At 48.6% G+C, this 14,164-nt stretch carries 15 protein-coding genes and 1 pseudogene; 8 read left to right on the top strand and 8 right to left on the bottom strand.

The features are described 5' to 3' along the window. Positions 1 to 17 precede the first annotated feature (17 nt). The 8 genes from AB4Y93_RS22245 to AB4Y93_RS22210 all read left to right on the top strand — a co-directional run bounded on the left by AB4Y93_RS22245 (position 18) and on the right by AB4Y93_RS22210 (position 7,298). Positions 18 to 860, top strand: coding sequence for a carbohydrate ABC transporter permease (locus AB4Y93_RS22245; RefSeq protein WP_441895165.1), 843 nt, complete (start codon positions 18 to 20; stop codon positions 858 to 860). Between the two features lie 34 nt (positions 861 to 894). After that, positions 895 to 1,575, top strand: coding sequence for an N-acetylmannosamine-6-phosphate 2-epimerase (locus AB4Y93_RS22240; protein WP_441895163.1), 681 nt, complete (start codon positions 895 to 897; stop codon positions 1,573 to 1,575). Positions 1,576 to 1,580: 5 nt separating this feature from the next. Further along, positions 1,581 to 2,432 carry an ROK family protein gene (locus tag AB4Y93_RS22235; protein ID WP_441895161.1) on the top strand — a complete coding sequence of 284 codons (852 nt, stop codon included), beginning with the start codon at positions 1,581 to 1,583 and terminating at the stop codon, positions 2,430 to 2,432. Between the two features lie 10 nt (positions 2,433 to 2,442). Then, positions 2,443 to 3,297, top strand: coding sequence for a MurR/RpiR family transcriptional regulator (locus AB4Y93_RS22230; protein ID WP_441895159.1), 855 nt, complete (start codon positions 2,443 to 2,445; stop codon positions 3,295 to 3,297). A gap of 24 nt (positions 3,298 to 3,321) precedes the next feature. After that, positions 3,322 to 3,792: a YhcH/YjgK/YiaL family protein gene (locus AB4Y93_RS22225; RefSeq protein ID WP_441895157.1), complete on the top strand. Its 471-nt coding sequence runs from the start codon at positions 3,322 to 3,324 to the stop codon at positions 3,790 to 3,792. A gap of 153 nt (positions 3,793 to 3,945) precedes the next feature. Then, the gene (locus tag AB4Y93_RS22220; protein ID WP_441895155.1) at positions 3,946 to 5,514 is read left to right on the top strand and encodes an MDR family MFS transporter; all 1,569 of its coding nucleotides are present in this window, start codon (positions 3,946 to 3,948) and stop codon (positions 5,512 to 5,514) included. 46 nt (positions 5,515 to 5,560) lie between these two features. Next, entirely contained in the window at positions 5,561 to 6,523 is a 963-nt protein-coding gene (locus AB4Y93_RS22215) for a helix-turn-helix transcriptional regulator (protein WP_441895153.1), read from the top strand. A gap of 22 nt (positions 6,524 to 6,545) precedes the next feature. Further along, positions 6,546 to 7,298: an SDR family NAD(P)-dependent oxidoreductase gene (locus AB4Y93_RS22210; protein ID WP_441895151.1), complete on the top strand. Its 753-nt coding sequence runs from the start codon at positions 6,546 to 6,548 to the stop codon at positions 7,296 to 7,298. 19 nt (positions 7,299 to 7,317) lie between these two features. On the opposite strand, the gene AB4Y93_RS22205 is transcribed toward AB4Y93_RS22210, so the two are convergent. From AB4Y93_RS22205 to AB4Y93_RS22170, 8 genes and pseudogenes are all read right to left on the bottom strand, one after another. Continuing rightward, the gene (locus AB4Y93_RS22205; RefSeq protein WP_441895149.1) at positions 7,318 to 7,755 is read right to left on the bottom strand and encodes a hotdog fold thioesterase; all 438 of its coding nucleotides are present in this window, start codon (positions 7,753 to 7,755) and stop codon (positions 7,318 to 7,320) included. A 42-nt stretch (positions 7,756 to 7,797) separates the two neighbouring features. After that, positions 7,798 to 8,394, bottom strand: a complete 597-nt coding sequence (locus AB4Y93_RS22200; RefSeq protein ID WP_441895148.1) for an ankyrin repeat domain-containing protein — start codon at positions 8,392 to 8,394, stop codon at positions 7,798 to 7,800. A gap of 23 nt (positions 8,395 to 8,417) precedes the next feature. Beyond that, on the bottom strand, positions 8,418 to 8,867 hold the full coding sequence (locus tag AB4Y93_RS22195) for a YdeI/OmpD-associated family protein (RefSeq protein ID WP_441895146.1): 450 nt from the start codon (positions 8,865 to 8,867) through the stop codon (positions 8,418 to 8,420). After that, a pseudogene (locus AB4Y93_RS22190) lies at positions 8,857 to 9,534 on the bottom strand (AraC family transcriptional regulator); the annotation flags it as partial. The pseudogene AB4Y93_RS22190 and the gene AB4Y93_RS22195, both read right to left, overlap by 11 nt. Before the next feature lie 82 nt (positions 9,535 to 9,616). Next, the gene (locus tag AB4Y93_RS22185; RefSeq protein ID WP_441895144.1) at positions 9,617 to 10,078 is read right to left on the bottom strand and encodes a phage tail protein; all 462 of its coding nucleotides are present in this window, start codon (positions 10,076 to 10,078) and stop codon (positions 9,617 to 9,619) included. Positions 10,079 to 10,241: 163 nt separating this feature from the next. Next, a complete protein-coding gene (araA, locus tag AB4Y93_RS22180) occupies positions 10,242 to 11,666 on the bottom strand; it encodes an L-arabinose isomerase (RefSeq protein ID WP_167281378.1) in 1,425 nt (474 codons plus the stop codon). Between the two features lie 34 nt (positions 11,667 to 11,700). Beyond that, positions 11,701 to 12,396 (bottom strand): L-ribulose-5-phosphate 4-epimerase, encoded by a 696-nt coding sequence (locus AB4Y93_RS22175; RefSeq protein ID WP_441895142.1) that lies wholly within the window; start codon positions 12,394 to 12,396, stop codon positions 11,701 to 11,703. A gap of 2 nt (positions 12,397 to 12,398) precedes the next feature. Continuing rightward, positions 12,399 to 14,015, bottom strand: coding sequence for a xylulokinase (locus AB4Y93_RS22170; protein WP_441895140.1), 1,617 nt, complete (start codon positions 14,013 to 14,015; stop codon positions 12,399 to 12,401). Positions 14,016 to 14,164: the final 149 nt, after the last annotated feature.

Here is a 14,164-nt window from a genome sequence, read left to right as displayed (position 1 = left end):
CGAGGAGTTGAATGATGATGTCGCAAACGAAAAAAGCGAGGAAACTGCAGCCTTTCGATTTGGCTTCTAATATTCTGGTTACCGTCTTTGCGGTAATCAGCCTGTTCCCTCTGTATTGGCTGTTCACCAGCTCACTGAAGAACAGCTCGGATGTAGTGAAGATGCCGCCGGACTGGTGGCCGTCTTCTATTACCTTTTCCAACTACGTAGATATTTTTCAGAATCAGCCTGCTCTGAGATGGACGTTTAACAGTATTTTTGTGGCCGCTGCGACGACGATTCTCGTTATTGCTGTTGGATCGATGGCCGCCTATGCGTTCTCGAAAATCCATTTTAAGGGCCGGCAGATCATCTTTATTATTTTTATTTCGAGCTTGATGATTCCAAAAGAAATTATGATTGTCCCCTTATTCCGCATTATCCAGGATTTCGGCATGGTCAACAGCTATCACGGCATGATCTGGCCGAACGTAGCTGGCGCATTTGGCGTATTCCTGCTGAAGGGCTTCTTCGACAGTACGCCGGATGCCCTGCGGGAAGCAGCCAAAATCGACGGTGCCGGAGAGTGGCGCGTGTTCATGCAAATTATGCTGCCAATCGTTAAGCCAGGCATCGGCGCGTTGTTTATTCTGAACTTCGTGCAGATCTGGAACGATTACCTATGGCAGCTCGTGATCGGCCAGGAGAAAACCATGAAGACGCTCATGGTCGGCACAGCTACCCTCATGCAGGATTTAAACCCTAACTTTGCGTACAAAATGGCGGGAGCAACCGTTGCAGCCGTTCCTATGCTGATCATCTTCATTTTGTTCCAGCGTTACTTTACTTCCGGAGCAACGGCCGGCGCAGTTAAGGAATAGCTTTATAAATTGGAAGATGAAAGAGGTCATTGGCATGAATCAATTGTTCGAGCAAATACACGGGAAGCTGGTTGTTTCCTGCCAAGCACTTCCCGAAGAGCCCCTGCACAGCCCGTTTATTATGGGGAAAATGGCTTATGCCGCTCTGCTTGGAGGAGCGGCTGGCATACGGGCGAACAGTGTGGAGGATATTCAGGAGATCAAGTTGCGGGTAACCCTGCCGATTATCGGCATCATCAAGCAGGTTTACGGGGACTGCCCTGTGTTCATTACGCCAACGATGGCAGAGGTTGACGCCCTTTGCGAAGAAGGCGTAGACCTTATTGCGATGGATGCGACAGACCGCGAAAGACCGGACGGCTCGACGATTGGCGAGCTGTTCCCGCAAATTCGGGAGAAGTACCCAAATCAGCTGTTTATGGCGGACTGCTCTACCTATGAAGAAGGGCTGCAAGCAGCTGAGCTTGGCTTCGATTGCGTTGGCACAACATTAAGCGGTTACACCGAAGTAACGAAGGGCCGAGTGCTCCCCGATTTCGAGCTGGCATCCAAGCTGGTGCAGACGCTGAACGTGCCCGTTATTGCCGAGGGTGGTATCTCTTCGCCGGAGGAGCTGCGGAGGATGTTCGACCTTGGCGTATATTCCGCTGTTGTTGGTTCCGCCATTACACGACCAATGGAAATTACGCAACGTTTCCTGAAGGCATTGGAGTAGATCGCATGAGAATTCTGGCGGCGGATATCGGCGGCACCAATACGAAGCTTTGTCTTTGCGATGAGAACGGGAAAATGGAGCAGTTCACTGAATATGCCACAGAAAGCGCTAAGGGCGGCCCGCATGTTATACAGAGACTGATGGATCACATGTCCGTCTATACGAACTTCGACTGCATTGCGATCAGTACGGCGGGCCAAGTAAACGCAGAAGAAGGCTCCATCGTTTATGCCAATGCCAATATTCCGGACTATACGGGAATGCAGATAGGCCGGATCGTAGGCAGCCGTTTTTCCGTACCGGTGAAGGTAGAAAATGACGTCAATGCGGCGGCGCTGGGCGAAGCCCGTTACGGCGCGGGCGCAGAATTCCCGCATTTCCTGTGCCTAACCTTCGGGACCGGCATAGGCGGCGCTATCGTTATTGATAACCGGCTTTATAAAGGAGTAAATGGCGTTGCTGCGGAATTCGGACATATGTTTACCCATCCATCGGCCTATTATGAAAGCTTTGCTTCAACAACCGCCTTGGTCAGTCGGGCAAGCCAAGCTGACCCTTCCTGCACCAACGGGAGATTGCTTTTCGAGCAGATTCATAAGGGGAATGCCCAGCTTGAAGAGGTATTATTCGAATGGATTGAAGAGGTGAGCTTCGGCCTCGCTTCCTTGATTCATATCTTTAACCCGGCTGCCATTGTTGTTGGAGGCGGCGTCATGGAGCAGCTGTCATTGGTAGAACGTGTAGAGGCCAGAACGAAATCGCTGATTATGAGCAGCTTCGCAGGTGTCGTGATTCGGCCGGCATCACTCGGCAACAAAGCCGGCCTTCTTGGGGCGGCATCCTTGTTTCTAAGCTAGGAGGGACAAATTGCGGGAAATCAGCATCACCTCAACGATCCATTCCCATTACAACCGGTTCACGGCAACGGAGAAGAAAACAGCGGATTATATTTTGGAGCATGCCGAAGCGGTCGTCTATATGTCGATTACCGATCTGGCAGAGGGCTGTGACGTCGGCGAGGCCAGCATCTTTCGCTTCTGCAAAGCCTTAGGCTTCAAAGGCTATCAGCAGTTTAAGATTGCGCTTGCTCACAGCATCTCCGCTGATAATGAAATTCCACAGCTCTCCGGTCAGGTAAGGGCTCAGGATACGCTCGAAGAAGCGGTCACGAAGACGCTTCAGAGCAACATTAACGCCTTAAACGAAACGTTCAAGCTCATTTCGCTGGAAAGCATTAATCAGGCTGTTCACCTTCTCATACAGGCCGAGCGTATTATTTTCTACGGCGTTGGCTCCTCCTTAATAACGGCGATGGAAGCGAACAACAAGTTTATGCGCATTACGAATAAAACAGCATGCTCTGTCGATTCGCATCAGCAAGCGATGTCTGCTGCCTTAATGTCGGAGAAGGAAGTCGCGGTCATTATTTCCTACTCCGGCTCCACGAAGGATTCCATTGAAGTAGCCAAGAAGGCTAAGGAACGGGGAGCGGCGATTATTGTCATTACCCGTTTCGTCAAATCGCCATTGACCTCGTATTCGGACATTACTTTGTTATGCGGGGCTAATGAAGGACCGCTGCAAGGCGGCTCCTTGTCGGCAAAGATCGCGCAGCTCTATTTGCTTGATGTGTTGTATGTCGAATATTTCAAACGCACCTACGAAGCTTCAATCGTGAACAAGGAGAACACGTCAGCGGCCGTTGCCGTCAAGCTGTTCTAAGAGTAAAAAAGGAGATGGCTAAATATGATCCTTGGATTCTTGTCTAGAGAGAGTGAATTTACTTCAGGTGGTTATCCGGTCATTGTCGAGGCTCTTCAGGCTTTGCGTCAATTGACAGAACAGAGTGAGCTGCCTGAGGGCCGAGTGGAGCTCAGAGGTGATCAGCTCTATATTAACTTCATGTCCTTCGATACGAAGCGGCAGGAAGAGCAGATGGCGGAAAAGCATGAGCAATACCTCGACATTCACTATTTAATCGAAGGATACGAGCAGATCGGCTGGTCGCCGCTTCAGGAAGGAATCATTCCATCCCAGTCTTACGATGAAGCAGACGACTATGCTTTATACGCCCCTCAATCTGATGAACTAATTCTAAATGTAAGGCCAGGGATGTACATCGTCTTCTTCCCGAATGACATTCATCGTCCCGGAATGGGCAATGGCGTTCCGATTAAGAAAGCGGTCATTAAAATCCATAAAGCGCTGCTTGTGTAGCGCCATACTGACTTATATAAAAAAGGGCAGGCTGCCGATACAACTCGGCACCTGCCTTTTTTCTGTTACCTGAAACTTTTTAAAAAAATAGCATCAAACGCCTTTCTTCCCTGACAGACAGATGTCAACAAGGGTAGCTTATGATGATCTCAGATGATCGCTCAAGCAACTCATTCAGGTAGAAGAAAGGAAGGATTAGGTATGAAAAACAAATTAGCAGCCATCGTTGGAGGACTATTGCTTGCCATATTAATGGCGTCCATGGATAACACGGTTGTATCAACGGCAATCGGTACAATCGTTGGCGAGATGGGAGGACTCGACAAATTCGTTTGGGTCACCACTGCGTATATGGTCGCAGAGATGGCGTGCATGCCAATCTTCGGCAAGCTGTCTGATATGTATGGGCGCAAGCGATTCTTCATCTTTGGGATTATCGTGTTTATGATAGGTTCCGCCTTGTGCGGAATGGCGCATTCCATCGTGGAGTTAAGTATTTACCGGGCCGTGCAAGGAGTTGGAGCCGGGGCGATGGTGTCCATTGCGTTTACGATTTTGTTCGATGTCGTGCCATCTAAGGATCGCGGGAAAATGATGGGTGCGTTTGGCGCGGTATTTGGTCTGTCGAGTGTAATTGGTCCGCTGCTTGGCGGGTACATCACCGACCATCTTAATTGGTCATGGATCTTCTACATCAATCTGCCGCTGGGCTTCATTGCCCTGCTGATGATTACTCTGTTCTATAAGGAATCGGCAGCGCATTCCCGGCAAAAGATCGACTGGGCAGGCTCTGTTCTACTGGTAGGAGCTATCGTCTGCTTTATATTTGGACTTGAGCTGGGCGGCAAAACGTATGCCTGGAACTCTCCGCAAATTATCGGGTTGTTTGCCGGATTTGCCATTCTTACCTTTTTGCTTGTATTGGTTGAGAGTAAAGCTGCTGAACCAATCATCTCGTTCCGCTTGTTCCGAAGCAGACTGTACACGACAAGCAATCTGGTCGCCATGCTCAGCGGCGCGGCATACATGACGGCTGCGATTTTTATACCGATCTATGTTCAAGGAGTAATCGGTGGATCTGCCTCTAATTCCGGCTTGACCTTATTGCCCATGATGATGGGTTCAGTTGTTACCGCGACGCTTGGCGGGTTTCTGATGACAAAACTGCAATACCGGACCATTATGATCGGGACGCTGGCGATCCTGCTGGCAGGTCTTGCCCTTCTTTCGCAAATTACGGTAGAATCTTCTAGACTTTCCATTACGGGGATCATGATTCTGATCGGTCTTGGAATTGGCGCTTCCTTCTCGGTGTTAAGCACCTCCGTGCTTCATACGTTCCCGGCGGCGCAGCGCGGGGCGGCCAGCTCGACGTTAAATTTCAACCGCTCACTTGGCATGTCGCTTGGCATTACGATTTTCGGAATTGTACAAAGCCACAGCCTGCTCTCGAAGCTCAGTGTTTCCCTAGGCAATGGTAACGCAGTAGTCCCTTCTGACTTGAGCTTAAGTGACCCTCATGCCCTGCTGAATCCGGCGTTTCGTCAAACGGTCGATCCTCAGCTTCTGGATACCATTACCGCCGGGCTGTCCAGCTCCATTGGAGCAACCTTTGCCTGGAGCCTGGTTCCTGCTGTATTAGCACTGATCGCAGCCTTCCTGATGACGAAGGATAAAATGGAGCCCGTCGAAGAAGGCGAAGAATTAGCAATCGCACATTAATTCATAGATTGGCATGCTGCTGCATGCCGGCTTAGGAGAGATGACCATGAAGCTTGAACGGTTAATGACCATTACAATATTGCTGCTCAATCGAAAACGGGTGCAGGCGCAGGAATTGGCGGATCAGCTTGAAGTATCTCTGCGCACGATTTACCGCGATCTCGATTCGCTAGGTCAGGCTGGCATTCCCATCGTCTCCTATACCGGCATGGAGGGCGGTTATGAGATTATGGACAGCTTCAGGCTGGATCGGCAGCTGCTGTCCTTCGATGAACTGACTGCCCTCTCTACTGCACTTCGCGGACTTGAATCCACGAAGGCTTATGACCGCTCGAATATGGATCTCCTTCTCAATAAAGTTGGCGCAATGGTGGCACAAGCCGAGCAGGGCCGGGCAGGAGAAGGCGACCGTATTCATATTGACTTCACTCCTTGGAAGAATAGCGACGAGGACCAAAGCCGTTATGATTCACTTCGCCAGGCCGTAAATGACCGGAAGCTCATCCGGTTCACATACACGAGCAGAAGCGGCGGCGAGCAAGAGCGCGAGGTGGAGCCGATGGCGCTTGTGCTCAAGAATTATGCGTGGTACCTTCACGGCTATTGCCGCTTACGCGGTGATTATCGCATTTTCAAGCTGACCCGTATTCGGGAGCTCGACATACTGACCGGCACCTTCGTTCGTCGGGAAGAGTCGCTTGCGCAGCTGAATGAGAGATGGAAGACACCCGCGAAGAATGAATTGAATGAGGGGATTTCCGCTGTCCTTCGGTTCAAAGCCTCTGCTGCCATATCCGTAATGGACCATTTTGATGAAAAAAATATTGAACGGCTGCCGGACGGTCAGCTTATTGTGCGCATGACTTACTCGAGCGAACACTGGCTGATTCGCTCGGCACTCCATTATATGACCGATGTTATTGTACTTGAACCCGCTTCCGTTGCCGCAAAAGTAAGGCAGCTGGCACTCGATATTGCAAGTCAGTATGACGGACTGGATAAAGAATAAGCTCAGGGGAGGAGATTGGATCATGATGTCCTTACAAGGGAAAATCGCGGTTGTTACCGGGGGCACCAATAGGATTGGGAAGGCAACCTGCAAACAGCTTGCTAGACAAGGAGCGAAGGTTATTGTGAGCGGCTTGGAAAATGAATGGTCCGCTGAAGCCGTCGCGTCCGAGATTGTTGCGGATGGCGGTGAAGCCGTGTCGATTCCGGCAGATGCTCGTAATAAGAAGCAAATGGAGCGGCTCGTGGAAGCCGTGAATCAAGCTTATGGACGTATCGATATTCTTGTATGTACGGCAAGTCAGCGTGCTGAGGCTGCCGCTTTTGCGGAGCAATCATGGGAAGCATTCGAGCGGCAGCTGACCGATGAATTACAGGCAGCGTTTGAGCCAACAAAGGCTGTCATTCCCGTCATGACAGCACACCAATTCGGCAGAATCATCTATCTGTCCAGCACGGAAGGCAAGGATCCTTCCCCTCAACATATCGCATATGGTACGGCGAAGGGCGGGCTTGATACGTTCGCGAAATATATTGCGCAAGAATTTGGCCCTTGCGGAATCACGGCTAATGTCGTTGCTCCCGGCTTCGTTAGATCTGGTGAGCCCTTTATGATCTCCGAGGATGAAAGTCGCGTCATAGGCAGCTTCACGCCGCTTGGCCGAATCGCCGAACCGGAAGATGTCGCAGGCGTTATTTCTTTCCTCGCCGGAGACGGCGCACGGTTCTTGACAGGAACCTACACGCCCGTGACCGGCGGGCTTGTTATGGAGTAATTCCTCCACGCCGGCTAACTTATCTGCTCTCCCGAACCTTCGGAACGATCCCTACTGTACAGCGGGAGATGCAGATTAACCGATCTTCCTCGTCGGTAATTTTAATATCCCAGATCATCGTTGTTCTTCCTTTGTGCAAAGGTGTCGCAACAGCGGTGACAATGCCGTCCCGCTTGGAGCGGATGTGGTTGGCGTTGATCTCCATCCCTACGGCCAGCTGGTTCTCTTTATCGATCAGATTGTACGTGCCCACGCTCGCCACCGTTTCGGCAAGAGCTACCGATGCCCCGCCGTGCAGGACGCCAAAATATTGCCGGGTAGCCGGACCAACTGGCATGGTAGCTACAACTCGCTCCCCCGTGCATTCGATAATAAGCATCCCCAGTACACCAAACATCGTCTTTTCATAAGATACATCTTCGCTTAACATGAAGTGGTTGTCATTGTTGTTATTCATTCGGAATCTCCCTCTGATGCTGTCCTAGCACATATCTGTATTTTAAAAAGCTGCCCCTGCACTAATCAGCATTCGCTCAATTTCCTTAAATCCATTCCTTCTGGCATGCTGCAGTGAAGTTACTCCGTCTCGATCGGCAATATTTACGTCTGCTCCATGCTCGATAAGCAGCTGAGCGATTTGTTGATGCTTGGGACCGCCATTGCCAAGGATTGCGACCTCAAGCAGTGCGGTCCACCCTAGGTTATTGATATGGTTGATGTTCACATCGGTGGTTGAGAGCAAGGCTCTTACATTCTCAACATGCCCTTTCTCGGCTGCAGGAATGAGTGCATTTCCTCCATAACGATTCGTTATTGTTGTATCTGCCTTAGCTTCAATAAGGAGCTTAAGAATTTCCAGTCGACCTTGAGCGCCGGCATAAAGGAATGGATTATCATGGATGTCGTCCTGCAGGTTCATATCCGCACCAGCATCTATCAGTATTTTGACAATCTCCGGCTTGTTCGAATGGGTTGCCGCCAGCATGGCCGTTCTTCCCTTATGATCTTGCGCATTAAGATTTGCTCCTGCTTTGATTAACTCTTCAAGCTTCTTCAAATCTCCCCGTTCAGCAGCTAAGATCAGTTCGTTATTCAAGGTATCCCTCTTTTTCACTTTTATTATTGAAGCTTACCTTCGCGAAGCAGCTCGACGGATTTTTCAATACGTCGCTGCCTGGTTTCAATGCTTTTAGCACCTTCGATATTCAATACAAACCGGCATTTATTGCTGTAAGATAAGCTTTCGAAAAATTGCCGTGCCTCGCTTTCGCGATTCAACACCTCAGCAAAATCATCTGGTACAATGACTTCACGTGGTGTTGTGTCCAGTTCGACTTCAACCTCAAGCTCGTCTCCGGCTTGAATGTTTGCCCCGCTGCGATGCTCCTGGCTAACTGGCAGCATGTATTTCCCACCCATTGACCCTATTGTACTGAGGTAGCTGTAGGAACCAATTGTCACTTTGACAGCCGGCTTCTTTCCCGCTCCAAGTGCCTCAACGATTTCGTCTGGAACTTGAATGCCGGTTGCTGTTTTTTTACTCAGCTCAAGCGTGGCGTTAATTTTCATTTTCTTCATCCCCCTTTACCTGCTTTATTTTCGCAATCAGCTCGAGATATTGGGTATCTCCGTACCCTACCTCTGGGAAAGTCTCGAATAATTGCTTAAGCAATTCAGATGTAGGTAAATGTTCATTGTCTATAATATAGGTTCTAACGGCATTATCTTCTGTCTGCATTTCTAAAAACAATTTAATTGCCTGATCCATCAAGGGAAAAAGTTCAGTTGTTGGCTTCTTATGATGAATCAATACTTCCTCATAGACGGAATAATAGCTGCCTAAAGTAAGCTCTATTGGGCTTATTTTAAACTCATGCTCTTTAAAACTATTATAAACCACTTTTCCTTTATACAGAGACTGCTCGAGATAGGCAAGGATCGTTAGTAGATTCATCTGACAAAACATGTCCTCCCCAAACCATAGAACAATTTCGTTAACCTTTTTCTGAAACAGCTCATCTAAGGGCTTTATAACTTTGTTGCGGTAATTTTCAACAGACTCCTGATGTCCCGATGCTCTGGTTTCAATAAACGTCTGATCGAAAATAGATGCCGTAGTCGCATTTACGCACATGGCCTCATTAAAAGGTACATAATTGCCCATAAACTTTTTACGTTTAAATTCCTCATACATGGCTTGACCGTTTAATATGTGCAGTACGTCTTGGTCGAACATTCATTTTGCAACCCCTCTCCCTGATGGAAAAGTCGGAAAAGCCTATTCAAAACTTACGTCTTGAATAGGCTTTTATTTAGGATTAATATTCTCCTTTAATGACAAAGAACGAGCCCCGGATGGTTCCAGCCAGCTTAGACTTCTGCCTAGCAAACTTGAACTTTTCTTCTAACTCCTTTGGAATTTCCATTCCTTCAGAAAGCTTAAAGCCAACAGCCCGTTTCTTAGGGTCATCAACTGTATACATGACATTAATAGAAAGCCCATCCTCATAAAAGACATACGTAAATTTGATATTTTCAACCTGGAATTGTGATGTTTCTAAAGGTTTGGCCGCAAACTGAATATCACGTTCTTTCAAAACTCTGTTCGCGTAATCAAGGGCTTCCTGACTTTCACTAGCTGGCACCACCGTAAATTCATGCTTGTATTTGTTCATAAAATAACGAGCTTCATTTGCACGTAAACCAGCAAGCGCTTCTACTACAGGTGAAGACTCTAAACCAACCGTGGACACATTTTTAAAATCAACGACATAAGACATTTCCATTCCTCTTTTCTATTATTATTTCTTATTCATAGGATTCCACCGATTATCACAAACTAATCCTCTTTATCTACCAAATAGTATACCAAAAACAAAAAACCGTTTCTTCATAAATAGAATGATCTATCTACGAGAGAAACGGTTCTTATATTTTGATCAATTATTTAATAACGACGTATTCCAAGTTAACCAGCTTCGCATAAGTCACGATTTGATCTGTCGTCAGGTTCAAGGAAACTACCGTATGGTGACCGCCGCCATTCTCGAGCCAAGCTTTGATCCCATCTTGGAAGTTCGGCTTCACTGTCCACAGTACGCGAGCTACTGGAAGATTAGGAGCTGGAACGGTAGGCTCGAATGCGGAAACCTCGTTGATCAAGAGTTTATAATGAGTGCCAAAGTCTGCCATGGATACAACGACACCATCGCCAGCTTTGCCGTCAAATACAAGGCGCGCTGGATCTTCACGATCGCCAATTCCAAGTGCGGAAACGATAATTTTAGGCTTGTTGCTTGCCAAGGAAGGATCAACCTCAAGCATATGGGATTGCAGGATCGCTTCTTGACCAGCCGCCATCTCATAAGTGTAATCCTCCATAAAGCCTGTATTCTGATTGCGGCTCATCACCTTCATCAAGCGGTCAAGCGCAGCTGTCTTCCAGTCACCTTCGCCGGCGAAGCCGTAGCCTTGTGCCATCAGGCGCTGCACAGCAAGACCCGGGAGCTGCTTCATGCCATGCAAATCTTCGAAGTTGGTTGTAAAGGCATTGTAGCTTTTTTCGTCAAGGAAACGTTTAATTGCAATTTCATAGCCTGCTTGGACTCTAACGCTAGCTTCCCAAGCTTCTTTGCTATTCGTCCCGTAATCGAAATCGTAGAGCTCCGCATACTGGCCCATCAGATCATCGATCTCTTGCTCAGTAACAGCATTCACGTATTGTACGAGATCGCCGATACCATAGTAGTCGACAGTCCATCCGAACTGGATTTGAGCCTCGACCTTGTCGCCTTCTGTTACGCCAACATTACGCATGTTGTCGCCGAAACGAGCCACTTTAATATTGAAGCTTTCGTTGTAAGCAACGGCTACGTCCATCCAATCTGCAATTTGCTGCTGAACGCCCGGACGTTCCCAATAGCCTACAACGATTTTATTTTGTTTATTCAGGCGGGCATTAATAAAGCCGTATTCACGGTCGCCGTGTGCCGCTTGGTTCAAGTTCATGAAGTCCATGTCGATTGTTGCCCAAGGAATGCTTTCATTATATTGCGTTGCGAGGTGAAGCAAAGGCTTCTGCAGCAGCTTCGTACCACGGATCCACATTTTTGCAGGCGAGAAGGTGTGCATCCAAGTGATAACACCTGCTACCTCATCACGATAGTTAACTTCTTTCATGATGCTTGTAATTTTATCAGCGGTTACTGCCAGGTCTTGCAGGACAAGCGGATAAGGGAGTACACCGCTGTTGTTCAGGGCATCGGTCATTGTCTGTGCGTGAGCTTTTACTTCTGCCAGTGCTACTTCACCGTACAAATGCTGCGAACCTACAACGAACCAAAATTGTTTTTCTGCCATCTTAATCATCCTCATTTCTCAATTTAGTAAGGAGTAAAATCTATTATTTCTGCCCGTAGTAGGCATCTTTGCCGTGTTTCCGAAGATAGTGCTTATCCAAGATGCCCTGCGGCAGTTCTTTAGCAAAATTGTTCAATTGACGTGCGTACAGATTCATCTTGCATACTTCCTCCAGCACAACGCTGTTCACGACTGCCGATTTCGCATCTTTCCCCCAAGTGAAAGGTGCATGTCCTGCAAGCAGGACAGCCGGAATGGCCATAACATCCAAGCCACGCTGCTCGAACGTTTCGATAATCACATGACCCGTCTCCGCTTCGTAGCCCCGGTCAATCTCCTCTTGGTTCAAGAAACGTGCACAGGGCACGGCGCCATAGAAGGTGTCCGCATGTGTTGTTCCCATAACAGGTACGTCTAGTCCCGCTTGCGCCCAGATCGTAGCCCAAGTGGAGTGAGTGTGCACGATGCCGCCGATTTGCGGATAATGTTTGTACAATACGGCGTGAGTCGCGGTATCCGAAGAGGGTCTCATCTCTCCCTCAACCACATTACCGTCAAGATCCACAACGACCATGTCGCTTGGTTTCATTTTGTCATAGCTGACTCCACTTGGTTTAATGACGAACAGGCCGCTATCCCGATCAACAGCGCTCGCATTGCCCCAAGTGAATTTCACAAGTCCGTGCTTCGGCAAATCTAGATTCGCTTCATATACTTCTTCTTTCAATTGTTCTAACAACGTTAGTCCCTCCCATTCTCCAGCAGATGGTCTACAGCAGCTTGTTCAATCGCAAGCCCTGCTTGATATCGTTTGATGAAAGCCTCGAACCCTCTTACATCAGCTGCATCCGGAGCAATCTCCTGTCCTTCAACATCCTTAAAGACCTTCTGCTCGAGGAAGTCGTCCAGACCCTCTTCTTGTTCCTTGTTAATGAGGTAAGAAGCCAGAAGCGCCATGCCCCATGCTCCGCCTTCGCCAGCCGTGGACATAACCGAGATCGGTACGTTCAGCGCACCAGCCAAGATTTTTTGTCCAACGACAGGAGTCTTGAATAAGCCGCCATGAGCCAAAATGCTGTCGATAGCCACATCTTCATTCTCAGTCAAAATATCCATGCCAATCCTCAATGCTCCAAAAGCCGTGAATAAGTGCGTTCGCATGAAATTTGCCAGCGTAAAGTTGCTTTTAGGCGAGCGGACGAAGAGCGGACGCCCTTGGTCAATTCCCGTAATATTCTCGCCCGAGAGATAACCGTAGCTCAGCAAACCACCGCCATCAGGGTCAGCCTCCAATGCCTTACCGAGCAGTACGCTGAACAATTTGCCGGAATCTGCGCCAAACCCCATCGCTTCGGAGAATTCACGGAACAATCCCATCCAGGCGTTAAGATCACTGGAACAGTTGTTGGCATGCACCATGCCTACCGGACTGCCGTCAGGCGTTGTGACCATATCAATCTCCGGATAAACCTTCGATAGTTCCTTCTCAAGTACAATCATGGCAAACACAGAAGTACCAACGGATATATTACCCGTACGCTTCCTTACGCTATTCGTCGCAACCATACCTGTACCGGCATCGCCCTCTGGTGGACACAGCTGAATGCCAGACTGCAGATCCCCTGCTGGGTCCAGAATGCGGGCGCCAGCCTCCGTCAACTCACCAGCCTGCTCACCGGAGAGACATACTTTAGGAAGAAGATCCTCAAGCTTCCACGGATAACCCTTGGATGCGATTCGATCATCAAATTGCTTAATCATCGTTGGATGGTAATTATGGGTAGCTTCATCAATAGGGAACATACCAGAAGCATCGCCAACACCAAGCGCTTTATTGCCGGTGAGCAGCCAGTGGATATAGCCCGCCAGCGTCGTTACATAATCCACGCGAGGCAGATGCTCCTCTTCGTTTAAGATCGCTTGATACAAATGGGCGATACTCCAGCGCTCAGGGATATTAAATTGGAACAATTCCGTAAGTTCCTTAGCTGCCGCACCCGTTGTGGCATTACGCCAAGTTCGGAATGGTACAAGCAGCTCGCCATTGCTGTCGAATGCCATGTAACCATGCATCATAGCGGAAAATCCGATTGAACCGACTGTACGGAGCGTAACTCCGTAATTCCGTTCCACTTCCTGCTTCAACTCGCCATAAGCAGCTTGGAGACCAACAAGGATATCCTCCTGGTTGTACGTCCAGTAGCCGTCTCTGAGCAGATTCTCCCACTCGTAGCTTCCCGAAGCGATGGTCTCAAAACGACGGTCGATCAGCACCGCTTTGATCCGTGTAGATCCGAATTCGATACCTAGCGAAGTTTCGCCATTGATAATTGCTTCCTTCAAAGCTGCATGACTCATAATGACCTGTCTCCCCTCTCCGTCTACCCCAACGATTTCTAATCCTATAAAAGCCTCAATCCAATCGGAAGAAGGCGCTTTCTCTTACTGACAGCCCTAGTATATTTTCTGTACGTACATTTGTCAATATAGTCTAATAGTTATACCTA

The organism is Paenibacillus sp. YAF4_2, from assembly GCF_052113225.1.
Lineage (GTDB): Bacteria > Bacillota > Bacilli > Paenibacillales > Paenibacillaceae > Pristimantibacillus.
This window is presented reverse-complemented; position numbering and strand designations above follow the sequence as displayed.